Below are 13,556 nucleotides of genomic sequence, written 5' to 3'. Positions count from 1 at the left end.
CCTTAATCCAGCTCCGCCCGCAGCTCGGCGCAGGCCTCGCGGATGTCGTCGAGGACCTCCTCGACCCGGTCCCGGTGGGTGCGGTGGCTGACGACGCACACCCGGATCATGTACCGGCCGCCGACGCGCGTGCTGGACAGCAGGGCGCGGCCGCGGGCCGTCACGCGGCGCAGCAGCTCGGCGTTGAAGGCGTCGGCGTCGCCGCGCCCGGGCACCCAGCGGAAGGCCACGGCGGTCAGAGTGGGCCGCCACGGCACCTCGAAGCCGTGCTCGCGCAGCGTCTCGTAGGCCAGCTCGGCCAGGTCCAGCTTCTCGTCCAGGGCCTGGCGGAAGGCGGCGAGGCCGTGCAGCTTGATCGGCAGCCACAGCCGCAGGCCGCGGAACTCGCGGGTCAGCTCGGGCGAGTACTCGGTGAAGTTCGGGATGTCCTCCTCCTCGCCGAGGTCCTGCAGGTAGGCGGCGCCCACGTGGTGGGCCTGGCGCAGCCGCGCGCCGTCGCGCACCAGCAGCGCGCCGGTCCCGTACGGCAGGAACATGGCCTTGTGCGGGTCGATGGTGATCGAGTCGGCCAGCTCGATGCCGCGCAGCCGGGCCCGGCCGCGTTCGGTGAGCTGGAACGGGCCGCCGTAGGCGGCGTCGACGTGGAACCACGCGCCGGCGTCGCGGGCGACGGCGGCGAGCTCGGGCAGCGGGTCGACGGCGCCGGTGTTCGTCGTCCCCGCGCTGCCGATCACGAGGAAGGGCCGCAGCCCGGCGCGCCGGTCGTCCTCGATCATCGCGGCCAGCGCGTGCGGGTCCATCGCCAGGCTGTCCTGCGCCGGCACGACGCGTACGCGGTCGCGCGGGACGCCGGCCAGCAGGGCGGCCTTGGCGCAGGAGGCGTGGGTCTGGTCGGTGACGTACGCGGTGCCGTCGAGGAAGCTCTCGCCGAGCAGGGTGGTGCGGGCGGTGACGACGGCCGAGAAGTTGGCCATCGAGCCGCCGGAGGTGAGGATGCCGCGCGCCTGCTCCGGGTAGCCGAACAGGTCGCGGAGCCAGCCGATGACCGTGGCCTCGATCTGGGCGCAGGCGGGGGCCAGCTGCCACACGGTGACGTACTTGTTCAGCGCGGCGGCCAGGAAGTCGGCGAGCGCGGCCGCGTACAGGCCGCCGCCCGGCACGTACGCGAGATAGCCGGGCCCGGCGCTGATGGCGCCGCTGCGGGCCGCCGCGTGCACCGTGGACAGCAGGCCGGGTAACGAGCTGCCGTGCTCGGGCGCCGGCTCGCGCAGCGCCGCGGCCAGGGGCGCGGCGCCGTCGAGGTCGAAGGCGGGCAGCTCGGGCAACTCGTCCAGGAAACGCTGGACCAGGGCCAGCACGGCCTCCCCCATGGCACGCGTCTGCGCGGGGCCCGGCTCCAGGGGGTACTGCTTGGCATCGGACATGATCCGTATCCTGGCACCGCGCGCCCGCGCTCCGGCACGCACCACTACGGCGGGTGTGCGGATGCGTGCCGCCGCCCCCGCTCTGGACATGGGCGGGGGCGCCGGGTCAGGCTCGGGCGCCGCCGTCCACCCTGAGCACGGTGCCGGTCACGTACGAGGCGCGGTCGCTGAGCAGCCAGGCGGCGGCCTGCGCGATCTCCTCGGGGTCGGCGGTGCGGCCCAGCGGGATGCGGGTCGTGAGCCGCTCGACGAGGCCGGGCGAGTGCTCCTCCCACGTGCGGATCATCTCGGTCAGCGTGCCGCCGGGGGCGATCGCGTTGACGCGGATCCCCTCCGGCCCGTACGTGATGGCGGCCGACTCCGTGAGGCTGTTGACGGCCCGCTTCATCGCCCCGTAGGCGGGCAGCTCGGGGTTGCCCATCAGGCTGCCGACGCTGGAGTTGTTGACGATGGCTCCGGTGCCGGCGGTGGCCCGGATGGCGGCGATCTCGGCGGTCATGGCCAGCCACGGACCCCGCAGGTTGACGGTGTAGAGGTGGTCGAAGTCGTCCTCGGTCACCTCGTCGACCGGGCCGGGCGGCGTGATGGTGGCGCCGTTGTTGAAGGCGACGTCGAGCCGGCCGTACAGCTCCACGACGCGATCGACGGCGGCGCGCACGGAACGCGCGTCGGCCAGGTCGCAGACCGTGTAGTCCGCGGTGCCGCCCGCCGCCCGCACCTCCTCGGTCACCGTCTTGAGCTGCTCCTCCGTACGGGCCGCGAGCAGCACCCTGGCGCCCTCCCTGGCGAACAGCCGCGCCGCGGCGGCACCGATGCCGCGCCCGGCGCCGGTGATGAAGGCGACCTTGCCTGCCAGCAGGCCCATGGACATGTCATCGGTGTTGTGCATGAGATCGAGCCTGCGGCACTCCCCCGTGCTCATCCAGGTATCAGCAGTACATGCCTGTCCTTTCCTGACTCGTGCAAGCTGGAGGTATGGACAGACGCGAACTGGCGGCCTTCCTGCGCAGCAGGCGCGAGCGGATCACCCCCGCCGACGTGGGGCTGCCTGCCGGGCCGCGCCGCCCGCCCCGGCGCCCGGTCCCTCGCGCGAGGTCCGCCAGAGCATCCTCGACCTGCTGCGACGGCTGCCGCAGGCCGCCGCGATCGTGACGTCCGCGACGATCGAGGTGATCGCCTGGAACGATCTGGCGGCGGCCCTCATGGAGGACTTCTCCGCCCTGCCGCGGCGCGAGCGCAACCTGGTGCGCCGCGCCTTCCTCGGCCCGCACCCGCAGGGACGGCGGCTGTACGGGGTGTCGGACGCCGACGAGTTCGCCCGCATGTCGGCCGGCCGCCTGCGCGCCGCCGCCGCCCGTTACCTCGGCGACCCGGAGGTGGCCGGGCTGGTGCGCGAGCTGCGCGAGGGCAGCGAGGAGTTCGCCCGGCTGTGGGACTCGCACGACGTGGCCGCCGCGCCCGTCATGACCAAGACCTTCCAGCATCCGCTGGTCGGCCCGGTCACCGTCAACTGCGACGTGCTCGACATCAGCGACCGGGACCAGCAGGTCGTCATCTACACCGCCGTCCCCGGCTCGCCGTCCGAGCAGGCGTTGCGCCTGCTGTCGGTCGTCGGCACGCAGCGCATGGACGTCCCGTCCTGAGCCGCGCCGGCCCGGCGGCAGGCCGGGGCGCAGGTGGGCGGCATGCCCGCCTCGCGCAGCCGCCGCACCGGACCGTGCGCGTCAGCTCCGCGGCAGGCGCCCCACATCGGACACCTCTCCGAGATGGCGAAGCTTGTCGGGATTGACCACCGAGTGGATCGCCTTGATCACGCCGCCGGCGATGTCGAGCCCGACCACGCCGGCCACGCGACCCTCCGCGTCGTACATGACGGCGCCCGGCCGGCCGTTGACCCGGGCCGGCTGGTAGGAGACGCCGAGCTCGGCGACCCGGCGGAGTCCTGCGACGAGCAGCCGCGCGACGCGCTGCGCGTCGGTCGCCGGTCTCGCGATCGCCTGCGCCTTGCCCCCGCCGTCCCCGTGGAGGACGACGTCGGGCGCGAGCATGCCGAGCAGCGCGTCCAGGTCGCCGCCCGCGGCGGCGTCGAAGAACCTGCGGGCCAGCTCCTCGCCGCGGGCGCGCCGGGCCGGGGGCGGCGGGCCGGCGGGCGCCCGCCCTCCCGCGGCGACGCGCTGCCGGGCGCGGGCGAAGATCTGCCGGCAGTTCACCTCGGTCTTGCCGGTGAGGCGCGCCACGTCCGGGTAGCCGTACCCGAACACCTCGCGCAGCATGAACACCGCCCGCTCGACCGGCGAGAGGGACTCCAGCAGCACCAGGAACGCCATCGACAGCGAGTCGGCCAGCTCGGCGTGCTCGGCCGGCCCGGGCCCGCCGGCAGGCGCGACGACCGGCTCGGGCAGCCAGTCCCCCACGTACGTCTCCCGCCGTACCCTCGCCGACCTCAGGTGGTCGATGCCGAGCCTCGTCACCGCCGTCGTCAGGTACGCCTTCTGGTCGGCGATCACGGTGCCCGCCTGGCGCGCCCTGGTCAGGCCGAGGAAGGCGTCCTGCACGATGTCCTCGGCGTCGCCCACGGATCCCGTCATCCCGTACGCGATGGAGAACAGCAGCGGCCGGTACGCGTTCGCGCCCGTCTCATCCCCCGCTCCGGACACGGGCTTCCACTCCTCGGCTCGCGTGCTCATCGGTGGGCGCCAGAGTATCGAAGGCGCCTCAGCCCCTCGCCGGTCACCAGGCGATGGGGCCGAGGCGGTCGACGAAGATCCCGGTCGGCCCGTCGGGGCCGAGCGTCGCGAGCCTGACGATCGAGTCGGTGCCCTCGGTGACCGTCAGCTCGCCGGTGTGGTTGTTCATGTCGGTGGCGGCGAACTTGTGGTTGGCGACCTCGCCGGGGGTGGCGAGGTTGAACTTGATGTCCGGGAGCGCCTGGGCGTACCGGAGGGTGATCATGTTCAGCGCCGTCTTCGAGGAGGTGTAGGCGAGCTCGTGGAACTTCGAGGCGGCCTGCTCGGGGTCGGTCACGACGGAGAAGGCGCCGACGGCGCTGGACACCATCACCACCCGCGGGTGGTCCGAGGCCCGCAGCAGGGGCAGGAACGCGTGCGTGACCCTGATCGGCCCGTACACGTTGGTGTCGTAGACGGCGTGGATCTCCTCGACCGTCGCCTGCGCGGGCGCGACGGCCCTGCCGGGCGCGCCGGCGTTGTTGATCAGCACGTCCAGCCGGTCGGTGTGCTCGCGGACGAGCCGTTCCGCGGCGGCCACCGACTCGTCGGAGGTCACGTCGAGCGGGACCATGACCACGTTCGCGCCACCGGCGGCCAGCTTGCCGGCGGCCGCCCGCCCGCGGCCCTCGTCCCGCGAGCCGAGAAAGATCGTCCAGCCCAGCTCGCCGAGCCGCCGGGCCGCCTCGAGGCCGAGACCCTTGTTGCCTCCGGTGATCAGCACCGAGGTCCGTTCCGTGTTCGTCATGCCCTCTGAAGACGGAACGCTCCCCCGGGGTGTGACACGGTGTGACCGACGACACACCACCGGCCGGTCGCCGCGGCTGCGGCACCGGCAGCGCCTTGACGCGATCCGCTCCCCCGGCCGCACCCGTCCGTCAGGCAGCGTCATGCGCAAGCTGGTCGAGGCCGGGCCCGCGCACCCGGACAGCCTCACGGTCAGCTCCACCGACATGCAGCCCCACTTCCACAACGGCACGGTCGCCTCGGTGCAGGACGGCTTCGGCGCGATGGCGGCCGCCGGCTGCGCGCATGATGCGACCGGCCGCGCCCTCGGCCCGCTCCGCTTATGATCACGGGGAGATCCCTGCCCGCGACGATGAGCCGGAGGCTTGCGATGGCAGTCAGCGGTTCCGGTGCGAGAGTGCCGGCGTTCCTCGGGGTGCTCGTCCTCGCGGCCGTCGCCGTCGTGGCGGTCGTGCAGGGCAGGCGCTGAGGAGCCGGGCGACCCATCGCGCGTCCGGCGTCCCACAGGCGGGAAGCGTCTCATCGGCGCGAGAAGCCGCGGCTGCTGGGCACCAGGGCCGCCGCGGCCGGCGCGAGGAAGCACACCAGCGCGCACCCGGCCAGGACCGGCTGCAGGCCGAAGGTGTCGATGGCCGGGGCGAGGAGGGCGAGGCCGACAGGGGCCAGGCCGTAGGAGACGAGGAAGTCGAGCGAGGAGACGCGGGCGAGCAGGCGCGGCTCCACCTCGCGCTGCGTGGCGGTGAACCAGGGCACGTTGAACAGCTCGATGCCCAGCCCGGCCAGCGCGTAGGCGGCGAACACCAGGGCCGGGTGCGCCGGCAGCAGCAGGCTGAGCGGCGCGAAGCCGTACAGGGCCAGGCCCGCCAGGGCGGCCCAGCCCTGAGCGCGCGGCGTCCAGCGGGCCACGAGCAGCGCGCCGGCCAGCGCGCCGAGGGTGTAGGCGGTGAGCGCCGCCGCCAGCACCGCCTCGGTGCCGTAGCGGTCGCGGCTGACCAGCGGGAGCGCCACGCCGGTGGCCGAGTAGCCGGTGAAGATGACGGCGGCCAGCGCGCCCAGGCCGGCCAGGAACCACGGGTGCCTGCGCGCTTCACGCACGCCCTCGCCGAACTCCCCGAAGAACCGCGCGCCCGCCGCCGCCCGTGCCGGGGCGCGCAGGCCCCGGGGCGGCAGCAGCGCCGCGACCACCCACAGCACCCCGGTGCCGACCAGCAACCACCAGGTGTCCAGGACGGCCGCCAGCAACGCCGTGCCCGCCGGCGCCACCAGCGTGGTGACGCGCACGGCCAGCGTCATGGCGGCGTTGGCCCGCCGGCGGCGGCCGGCGTCGACCACCTCCGCGGTGAGCGCCTGGAACGCGGGCCGGCACGCCCCCTGACCGGCCCCGGCCACCGCCGCCGCCACGGCCATGAGCGGCACCGAGCGGCCGAGCCCGAGCGCGATGAACGGGGTGGCGAGCGCGGCGGCCAGCCCGGCCCACAACACCACGGCCCGGCGCGAGTACCGGTCGGCCAGGACCCCGCTGATCGGCACCGCGGCGAGGAAGCCGATGGTGCGGGTGGCCAGCACGATGCCGAGTCCTGCGGCGGTGAGGGTGCGGTCCAGCACGGCGAGCCCCAGCACGAAGGGCAGCGCCCAGGTCGCCAGGCCCGAGGCGGTGGTGCCGCACCACAGCCGGACGAACCGCCTGTCGCGCAGGATCGGCCCCGCCCCGGCCGGCGACGTCTCCCTGCCGGTCATTTCTGCAGTTCACGCAGGTATTTCGCGAACCCTTCCAGGCCGTCGATGTTGCGCGGGCCGCTGATGCCCTCGTTGTAGTCGAGGATGTGGAAGCGGTCGTTGACGACGGCCGGCAGCTTGCTGGTGGTGGGGAACTCCTTCAGGAACTTGATCTTCTCCTCGGCGGGCTTGTCGCCGTAGTCGAGGATGATGATGACCTCCGGCTTGGCCTGCACGACGGCCTCCCAGGTGACCTCGCTCCAGCGGGCGTCCAGGTCACCGAAGATGTTGCGGCCGCCGGCGAAGCGGATGATGTCGCTGGGCGGCACCTGGCTGCCCGCGGTGAACGGCTTGTCCGTGCCCGAGTCGTAGAGGAAGACGGGGGTCGGGTCGCCCTTCGGGGCCTGGGCCTGGACCGCCTCGACGCGCTTGCGGTAGCCGGCGATCAGGGCCCGGGCCCTGTCCTCGACGCCGAAGATCCTGCCGAGGCGTTCGAGGTCGGTGTAGAGGGCTTCGAACGGTGTGACGCGTTCGGGGAAGCCGGGGTAGTTGAAGCACGACTCGGTGTGCATGAAGCTCTGGATCTTCAGGCCGTCGAGGATGGCCGGGGTGATGCCGCGCTGGTCGCTGAAGCCGGAGCGCCAGCCGGCGACCACGAAGTCGGCCTTGGCGTCCACGACCAGCTCCCGGTTGAGCAGGTCGTCGCTGAGGAACTTGACCTTGGCGTACTCGGCGGCCCAGGGGGATTCCCCGACCGGGGGGTTGGCCGGCGGCATGACGTAGCCGTGCACGTGCTGGGTGAGGCCGAGGGCGAACAGCTTGTCGGCGCTGCCGCCCTCGTAGACGACCGCGCGGCGGGGCGTGGTGTACCGGACGTCCTCGCCGCATCTCTTGACCGTCACCGTGCGCGCGGCGGCGGCGCCGCCCTCCACCTGCGCGCCGCATCCGGAGAGCAGGAGCGTGCCCGCCAGGAGCACGGCGAGGGTAGGTGTCTTCACTCGGGGGTTCCTTTCAACGTCGTGACCGTGCCCAGGCCGTAGAGCACCTGCGGAGTTCCGGTCAGCGGATGGGGGACGACGCTCGCCTCGACGCCGAACGCCTCGCGCAGCAGTTCCTCGGTGAGGACCTCCGCGGGCGGGCCGCACGCGACGAGGGTGCCGTGCGACAGCACCGCCAGCCGGTCGCAGGCGGAGGCGGCGAGGTTGAGGTCGTGCAGGGTGACCAGCACGCTCAGCCCGGAGCCTTTGAGCATCGACAGCAGGCGGATCTGGTGGTGCAGGTCGAGATGGTTGGTCGGCTCGTCGAGCACCAGCACCTGCGGCTCCTGGACGAGCGCCCGGGCGACCAGGACGCGCTGGCGTTCCCCGCCGGACAACGACAGCACGCCGCGCCCGGCCAGGTGCAGCACCTCCATCTGCGCCATGGCCTGACGGCACAGCTGGCGCTCGCGGGCGCTGAGCGCCTGGTTGCCGCGCAGGTGCGGGGCGCGGCCGAGGGCGACGACCTCCTCGACCGTGAAGTCCAGGTCCGCCCTCCCCTCCTGGGTGAGGGCGGCGATCCTGCGGGCGCTGTCGCGCAGCGGCATCCGCGACAGGTCCTCGCCGTCGATCCAGACCGCGCCGCCCGTCGGCCGCAGCGCCCGGTACACGCACCGCAGGGCCGTGGTCTTGCCCGAGCCGTTGGGCCCGATCAGCCCCACCACCTGTCCCGCCTCGACCGCGAGCGCCAGGTCCTTGACGATCGGGGCGCCGCCGATGGACACCGTCAGCTCCTCCAGCAGCAGCCGGGCCATCAGCGTCCGCCGAACAGGTAGCCGCGGCGGCGCAGCAGGACGACGAAGACCGGCACGCCCACCAGCGCGGTGATCACGCCCAGCGGCAGCTCGCGCGGCGCCACCAGGGTCCTGGCCACCAGGTCGGCCCACACCATGAAGATCGCCCCGGCCAGGGGCGCGATCGTCAGCACGCGTACGTGCGCCGCCCCCGTCCACAGCCGCACCAGGTGCGGCATCACCAGACCGACGAAGCCGATCGCGCCGCTGACCGCCACCATGGCGCCGGTGGCCAGCGACGTCAGCACGAACAGGCCCTTGCGGAGCCTGACCGTGTCCACGCCCAGGCTCACCGACGTCTCGTCGCCCAGGGCGAGCACGTCCAGGCTGCGCGCGAAGCGGCGCAGCGCCACGACGGTGACGGCGGTGACGACCGCCACGACGGGCAGCGCTCCCCACGTGGCCGCGCCGAAGCCGCCCATCGACCAGAACAGCACCGTGCTCGTCGACTCGCCGTCCGGGACGAAGTACACGATCAGGCTCATCACCGCCTGGAAACCGAAGGCCATCGCCACGCCGGTGAGCACCAGCCTCAGCGGCGTGAGGCCACCGGCGCCGCGCGAGGCCAGGTAGACCAGGGCGGAGACGAGCAGCGCGCCGAGGAACGCGCCGGCCGAGACCGCGTAGATCCCCAGGGCGGTCAGCGCGCCCGTGACGCTGACCAGCACCGCCCCGGCCGACGCCCCCGACGACACGCCCAGGACGTACGGATCGGCCAGCGCGTTGCGCACCATCGCCTGGATCGCCACGCCGACGACGCTGAGCCCGGCCCCCACCAGGACCGCCAGCAGCACGCGCGGCGTCCGCACCTGCCAGATGATCTGGTAGGCGGTGACCTCCTCGGCCGTGATCGAGCCGCCGGTCACGGCGGCCCACAGGAAGCGCAGCGTCTCCCCCGGCGGCACGGCGGCGGCGCCCAGGCCGATCGCCAGCAGCACCGACAGCGCGAGGACGCCGGCCAGCAGGGTGACGATCAGCGGCATCGCGAACGTCATGGCGGGCGGCGGCTCGGGCATCGTTCTCAAGGACCCTCCAGAAAATGAGAATCATTTCCGAAGGCAGACCGTATCACCACAAAAGCCCCATGATCTCCCCGAACGGCATGAAGACGGTTATCGTTTGCGTACGAGATCCGGATGTCGGCAGGAGATCAGGTGCGAAGACGAGCCGCGATGATCGTGATGGCACTTCTGGCGGCGGCCCTGTGGGGATGCGGCGGCCAGGAGCCCGGCGGGCAGGGCGGGAGCCGGCTCACCCTGGCCGCCCCGCGCGACCTCGTCGCGGGCCCCGAGGACCCGTACTACGCCCACCAGACGTTACGGATCTGGGAGCCGCTGGTGACCGTGGACGACAAGCTGCGGCCCGTCCCGGCCCTGGCCGCGTCCTGGGCCGCCGCCGACGAGGGGCGGCGCTGGACGTTCACGCTGCGCGAGGGCGTGCGGTTCAGCGACGGCACGCCGCTGACCGCCGAGTCGGTGGTGGCCAACGTCGAGCGGTTCCTGCGGATCGCGCCCCGGCAGTCGGCCTTCTTCAGCCTCGACGCGGGGATGGAGGCGGCGTACGGCAAGCTCGGCGACGTCCGCGCCGAGGGCGGCAAGGTGGTGTTCGTCCTGAAGGAGGGCGTGGCCGACCTGCCGGGCAGGCTGGCCGGCTTCTACAGCATGGTCCAGTCGCCGAAGGCGTTCGCCGCCTCGGGCGCCTTCGCCGGCAAGCCGATCGGCACGGGGCCGTACACGCTGGCGAGCTGGACCGAGGGGCAGCAGGCCGTGCTCGCCGCCAACCCGCACTACCACGGCGCCGCCCCCGCCTACGACACGATCGTGGTCAGGGTGATCCCGGACGCCAACGCCCGCGTCGCCGCGTTACGGGCCGGCGAGGTGGACGGGCTGATCGACAAGGGCGCGCTGCTGCCGGGCCAGGTCGCCGCGGTCGCCGCCGACAGCCGCTTCCAGGTGGTGCGCAGCCCTTCGGCGCTGACGCACTACCTGACCTTCAACGCCTCCCGCGAGCCGTTCTCCGACCCGCGCCTGCGCGAGGCGGCCGACCTGGCCGTCGACCGGCGGGCCATCGCCGGCACGCTGCTCGCCGGCACGGCCACGCCGGGCGCGGGCTTCCTGTCTCCGGTCTTCGGCGACCTCGCCGACCCGGGCATCGCCGCCGCGTACGACCCCGGCAGGGCCCGCGAGCTGGTGGCCGCCGCGGGGCCGCCGTCGGAGCCCGTCACCATCCTGATCTCCTCGGCCGAGACCGGCCAGTTCCCCTACACCGACGTCGCCGAGGTGCTGCGCGCCTCCTTCGAGCAGGCGGGCCTGCCGGCGAGGGTGACCGTGGCCGAGGCCACGAAGTCCGTGATGGAGGCCGGGGACTACGACGTCTTCCTCAGCGCGTACAGCGTGCCGAACGCCGACGCCGACTACCTGTTCCGCCGGTTCCTGCGCTCGGACGCGTCCTGGAACGTCGAGCGCCGGCTCGGCTACCGCAGCGCCGGGTTCGACGAGCTGGTGGACCGGGCCGCGACGCGAACGGACCCGGCCGACCGCCGCGACCTCTACCGCCGGATCCAGCGGCTGCTGGCGGCCGACCGGCCGATGATCGCGCTGGCCTACCAGGACAACCCCGTCGTCACGACCACCGAGGTCAGCGGCGTGACGCAGAACGTAGCCCACGTGACCGATCTGGGCAGGCTGGCGCCCAGGAAGTGACCGTCATCGTCCTGCGGCGCGTCGCCGAGCTCCTGCTCGTGCTCCTGGTGCTGTCGGTGCTCGTCTTCCTGCTGACCTCGCTCGCGCCCGGCGACCCCGCCGAGGAGATCCTGCGCCGCGGCGGCATCCAGCCGACGGCGGCCGGGGTCGCGGCGCTCCGCGCGGAGCTGGGGCTCGACCAGCCGCTGTTCAGCCGGTACCTGCGGTGGCTGCTGGGCGCGCTGCGCGGCGACCTGGGCCGGTCCTACGTCGACCGCTCCCCCGTGGCGGCCGAGATCCTGGCGCGGTTGCCGGCCACGCTGCGGCTGGCGGTCGCGGCGGCGGCGGTCGCGGCGGGGCTCGCGTTGCTCGCCGCCCTCATGGCCGCGTTCCGGCCGCGGGCCCTCGACAGCCGCGTCCTGGCGCTCGTGACGGTGGCGATCGGCGGCGTTCCTCCCTACATCGTGGGGATCCTGCTGATCAGCGTGGTGGCGGTGGGCCTGCGCCTGCTCCCCACAGGCGGCGACGGCGGCCCGGGCGCGGTGGTGCTGCCCGCGCTCACCCTCGGCCTGGCCGGCGCCGCCACGCTGCTGCGGCTGCTGCGGGCCGATCTGGTGCGGGCGCTGCGGCTGCCGTTCGCCAGGCTCGCCACCGTCAAGGGGCTGCGGCGCCGGCGTACGGTCGTCGTGCACGCGCTGCGCGTGGCCGCGCCGAACGCGGTCACCGCCGTGAGCCTGGTGCTGGCGGAGCTGCTGGCCGGCGCCGTGGTGGTGGAGACGCTGTTCGCCTGGCCCGGCGTGGGGCAGCTCGCCGTGGCGGCGATCAGGCAGCGGGACGTGCCGGTCGTGCAGGCGTACGTGCTGGTCGTCGCGGTCGCGACGGTCCTGCTCCTGGCGGTGACCGAGCTGTGCCTGTCGGCCCTGGACCCGCGGCTGGGCGCGCGTGGCCGGCCCGCCGCCTCGCCCGGGGGCCGCCGATGAGGGGCCGTGCCGGTGCCGGCGTCCTCGTGCTGGTCGTGCTGTTCTGCCTGTTCGCGCCGATGCTGACCGGGTACGACCCGTACCTGCCGGATCTGGGGCGCGCCCTGCTGCCGCCCGGCCCCGGGCACTGGCTGGGCACCGACCAGCTCGGCCGGGACCTCCTCACCAGGACGGCCGTGGCGGGCCGCACCTCCCTGCTGGTCGCGTTCGCCATCACCGCGGTCACCACGGCGCTCGGCACGGTCGCCGGGGCGGTGGCCGGGCTGGCGGGCGGGGTGACCGGCCGGCTGCTGCGCTTCGCCGCCACCGTGGCCCTCGCCCTGCCCGGGCTCACGCTGGCGCTCGCGCTGGCAGGCGTGCTGCGGCCCGGGTACGTCACCGTGCTGGCCGCGCTCGTGCCGCTCGGCTGGGTGAGCTGCGGCCTGGTCGCCCACACGGCGACCCGGCGGGTGGCCGGCGCCGATCACGTGCTGGCCGTACGGGCCATCGGCGCGTCCCCGCTCTACCTGCTGCGCCGCACCATCGGCCCGCACCTGGCCGGGCCCGTCCTGACCGTCGCCACCGCGGACTTCGCCCGGACGCTGATCGCCGTCACCTCGCTCGGCTTCCTCGGTGTCGGGCTGCCGCCCGGCGCCGACTGGGGCGGCATGGTGAGCGAGGCCACCGCCCTGCTGGTCACCGCGCCCCGCCTCGCGGTCGTGCCCGCCCTCGCCCTCGCCGTCACCGGGCTGGCCGCCGCGCTCGTGGCGGACCACCGCCAGGGCCTGGAGCGTCAGGGAGTGGAGCCGTAGCGCCTCAGGCTTCCTCCCCGGCTCCCTCACCGCCCTCGGCCAGGGGGAGGTGGCGTGGAGGCGGGTGCGGGAGCGCCCGCCCCGTGCCGGCGGTGATGCCGTCGATGGCCAGCTCCAGGTAGCGGCGCCACGCCTCGGGCTCGGCGCCGAGCAGCGGCTCCGCCGTGTGCTGGATGCCGCTCACCAGCAGGACGACGTCGATGCCGGTGATGTCAGGACGGACGGCGCCCTCCTGGCGGGCGCGGGCGGTGAGCGCCTCCGCGACCTCGCAGAGGCGATGGATGGCCTGCCGCACCTGCGCGTGCTGCAAGGACGGGCGCCCGACGGTCTCGCAGAACGCCCGGTCCCTGACGAAGGTCTCCACGCAGGCGGTCATGAACCGGCGCAGCGCCAGGCCGGCGTCGTCGGCCGCGAGCAGCGCGCCGCCGGTGTCGGCGAGCTCGCCGAGCAGGCCGAGCATGATCGCCGCCAGCAGCTCGTCCTTGGAGGAGAAGTGCCGGAAGACCGTGCCCTTCCCCACCCCTGCCCGCTGCGCGATCTCACCGATGGACACCTCGACGCCGCGCTCGGCGAACATCGCCGCCGCGGCGTCCAGCAGCAGCCGGCGGTTGCGCACCGCGTCGCTGCGCGACGAGCCTCCGGACGTCGTCCCAGCCATGC

The 13,556-nt window shown here is 74.1% G+C and carries 15 protein-coding genes; 6 read left to right on the top strand and 9 right to left on the bottom strand.

The features are described from left to right. Nucleotides 1–2: 2 nt before the first annotated feature. Nucleotides 3–1,424, bottom strand: coding sequence for a pyridoxal phosphate-dependent decarboxylase family protein (locus ACBJ32_RS02175; protein WP_375125148.1), 1,422 nt, complete (start codon nucleotides 1,422–1,424; stop codon nucleotides 3–5). A gap of 106 nt (nucleotides 1,425–1,530) precedes the next feature. Then, nucleotides 1,531–2,313, bottom strand: coding sequence for an SDR family NAD(P)-dependent oxidoreductase (locus ACBJ32_RS02170; protein ID WP_375125147.1), 783 nt, complete (start codon nucleotides 2,311–2,313; stop codon nucleotides 1,531–1,533). Between the two features lie 86 nt (nucleotides 2,314–2,399). Between ACBJ32_RS02170 and ACBJ32_RS02165 the strand changes: the two genes are divergently transcribed. Together ACBJ32_RS02165 and ACBJ32_RS02160 are read left to right on the top strand one after the other, a co-directional pair. Continuing rightward, nucleotides 2,400–2,576: a hypothetical protein gene (locus tag ACBJ32_RS02165; RefSeq protein WP_375125146.1), complete on the top strand. Its 177-nt coding sequence runs from the start codon at nucleotides 2,400–2,402 to the stop codon at nucleotides 2,574–2,576. Further along, nucleotides 2,573–3,067: a hypothetical protein gene (locus ACBJ32_RS02160; RefSeq protein ID WP_375125145.1), complete on the top strand. Its 495-nt coding sequence runs from the start codon at nucleotides 2,573–2,575 to the stop codon at nucleotides 3,065–3,067. Before ACBJ32_RS02165 ends, ACBJ32_RS02160 begins: the two co-directional genes overlap by 4 nt. A gap of 81 nt (nucleotides 3,068–3,148) precedes the next feature. On the opposite strand, the gene sigJ is transcribed toward ACBJ32_RS02160, so the two are convergent. Together sigJ and ACBJ32_RS02150 are read right to left on the bottom strand one after the other, a co-directional pair. Further along, nucleotides 3,149–4,111 carry an RNA polymerase sigma factor SigJ gene (gene sigJ, locus ACBJ32_RS02155; protein ID WP_375125144.1) on the bottom strand — a complete coding sequence of 321 codons (963 nt, stop codon included), beginning with the start codon at nucleotides 4,109–4,111 and terminating at the stop codon, nucleotides 3,149–3,151. Nucleotides 4,112–4,154: 43 nt separating this feature from the next. Next, nucleotides 4,155–4,898, bottom strand: coding sequence for an SDR family NAD(P)-dependent oxidoreductase (locus tag ACBJ32_RS02150; RefSeq protein ID WP_375125143.1), 744 nt, complete (start codon nucleotides 4,896–4,898; stop codon nucleotides 4,155–4,157). 142 nt (nucleotides 4,899–5,040) lie between these two features. Here ACBJ32_RS02150 and ACBJ32_RS02145 point away from each other — a divergent pair, with 142 nt between their 5' ends. Next, nucleotides 5,041–5,223: a hypothetical protein gene (locus ACBJ32_RS02145; RefSeq protein ID WP_375125142.1), complete on the top strand. Its 183-nt coding sequence runs from the start codon at nucleotides 5,041–5,043 to the stop codon at nucleotides 5,221–5,223. Between the two features lie 193 nt (nucleotides 5,224–5,416). Here ACBJ32_RS02145 and ACBJ32_RS02140 read toward each other — a convergent pair whose 3' ends face one another. The 4 genes from ACBJ32_RS02140 to ACBJ32_RS02125 are packed head-to-tail and all read right to left on the bottom strand — an operon-like array spanning nucleotide 5,417 to nucleotide 9,460. Next, nucleotides 5,417–6,634 (bottom strand): MFS transporter, encoded by a 1,218-nt coding sequence (locus ACBJ32_RS02140; protein ID WP_375125141.1) that lies wholly within the window; start codon nucleotides 6,632–6,634, stop codon nucleotides 5,417–5,419. Further along, entirely contained in the window at nucleotides 6,631–7,611 is a 981-nt protein-coding gene (locus ACBJ32_RS02135) for an ABC transporter substrate-binding protein (RefSeq protein WP_375125140.1), read from the bottom strand. The genes ACBJ32_RS02140 and ACBJ32_RS02135 overlap by 4 nt, the downstream gene beginning before the upstream one ends. Continuing rightward, nucleotides 7,608–8,405, bottom strand: coding sequence for an ABC transporter ATP-binding protein (locus tag ACBJ32_RS02130; protein ID WP_375125139.1), 798 nt, complete (start codon nucleotides 8,403–8,405; stop codon nucleotides 7,608–7,610). The genes ACBJ32_RS02135 and ACBJ32_RS02130 overlap by 4 nt, the downstream gene beginning before the upstream one ends. After that, nucleotides 8,405–9,460 (bottom strand): FecCD family ABC transporter permease, encoded by a 1,056-nt coding sequence (locus ACBJ32_RS02125; RefSeq protein WP_375125955.1) that lies wholly within the window; start codon nucleotides 9,458–9,460, stop codon nucleotides 8,405–8,407. Before ACBJ32_RS02125 ends, ACBJ32_RS02130 begins: the two co-directional genes overlap by 1 nt. 138 nt (nucleotides 9,461–9,598) lie before the next feature. On the opposite strand from ACBJ32_RS02125, the gene ACBJ32_RS02120 reads away from it, so the two are divergent. The 3 genes from ACBJ32_RS02120 to ACBJ32_RS02110 are packed head-to-tail and all read left to right on the top strand — an operon-like array spanning nucleotide 9,599 to nucleotide 12,896. Next, nucleotides 9,599–11,146: an ABC transporter substrate-binding protein gene (locus tag ACBJ32_RS02120; RefSeq protein ID WP_375125138.1), complete on the top strand. Its 1,548-nt coding sequence runs from the start codon at nucleotides 9,599–9,601 to the stop codon at nucleotides 11,144–11,146. Then, complete coding sequence (locus ACBJ32_RS02115; protein WP_375125137.1) at nucleotides 11,143–12,105, top strand: ABC transporter permease; 963 nt, start codon at nucleotides 11,143–11,145, stop codon at nucleotides 12,103–12,105. Before ACBJ32_RS02120 ends, ACBJ32_RS02115 begins: the two co-directional genes overlap by 4 nt. Continuing rightward, complete coding sequence (locus ACBJ32_RS02110; protein ID WP_375125136.1) at nucleotides 12,102–12,896, top strand: ABC transporter permease; 795 nt, start codon at nucleotides 12,102–12,104, stop codon at nucleotides 12,894–12,896. The genes ACBJ32_RS02115 and ACBJ32_RS02110 overlap by 4 nt, the downstream gene beginning before the upstream one ends. Nucleotides 12,897–12,900: 4 nt before the next feature. On the opposite strand, the gene ACBJ32_RS02105 is transcribed toward ACBJ32_RS02110, so the two are convergent. Then, nucleotides 12,901–13,554, bottom strand: coding sequence for a TetR/AcrR family transcriptional regulator (locus ACBJ32_RS02105; protein ID WP_375125135.1), 654 nt, complete (start codon nucleotides 13,552–13,554; stop codon nucleotides 12,901–12,903). Nucleotides 13,555–13,556 lie beyond the last annotated feature (2 nt).

It is taken from the genome of Nonomuraea sp. GTA35 (genome assembly GCF_041950525.1).
Classification (GTDB): Bacteria; Actinomycetota; Actinomycetes; order Streptosporangiales; family Streptosporangiaceae; genus Nonomuraea.
Note: the sequence above shows the minus strand (reverse complement) of the source record. Positions and strands in the feature narration are given on the sequence as shown.

Excerpts from the sequence above, each read along its gene's own strand:
- ACBJ32_RS02175 (WP_375125148.1), bottom strand. The coding sequence starts at position 1,424 with ATGTCCGATGCCAAGCAGTACCCCCTGGAGCCGGGCCCCGCGCAGACG.
- ACBJ32_RS02170 (WP_375125147.1), bottom strand. The coding sequence starts at position 2,313 with ATGCACAACACCGATGACATGTCCATGGGCCTGCTGGCAGGCAAGGTC.
- ACBJ32_RS02165 (WP_375125146.1), top strand. The coding sequence starts at position 2,400 with ATGGACAGACGCGAACTGGCGGCCTTCCTGCGCAGCAGGCGCGAGCGG.
- sigJ (WP_375125144.1), bottom strand. The coding sequence starts at position 4,111 with ATGAGCACGCGAGCCGAGGAGTGGAAGCCCGTGTCCGGAGCGGGGGAT.
- ACBJ32_RS02150 (WP_375125143.1), bottom strand. The coding sequence starts at position 4,898 with ATGACGAACACGGAACGGACCTCGGTGCTGATCACCGGAGGCAACAAG.
- ACBJ32_RS02145 (WP_375125142.1), top strand. The coding sequence starts at position 5,041 with ATGCGCAAGCTGGTCGAGGCCGGGCCCGCGCACCCGGACAGCCTCACG.
- ACBJ32_RS02140 (WP_375125141.1), bottom strand. The coding sequence starts at position 6,634 with ATGACCGGCAGGGAGACGTCGCCGGCCGGGGCGGGGCCGATCCTGCGC.
- ACBJ32_RS02130 (WP_375125139.1), bottom strand. The coding sequence starts at position 8,405 with ATGGCCCGGCTGCTGCTGGAGGAGCTGACGGTGTCCATCGGCGGCGCC.
- ACBJ32_RS02125 (WP_375125955.1), bottom strand. The coding sequence starts at position 9,460 with ATGCCCGAGCCGCCGCCCGCCATGACGTTCGCGATGCCGCTGATCGTC.
- ACBJ32_RS02110 (WP_375125136.1), top strand. The coding sequence starts at position 12,102 with ATGAGGGGCCGTGCCGGTGCCGGCGTCCTCGTGCTGGTCGTGCTGTTC.
- ACBJ32_RS02105 (WP_375125135.1), bottom strand. The coding sequence starts at position 13,554 with ATGGCTGGGACGACGTCCGGAGGCTCGTCGCGCAGCGACGCGGTGCGC.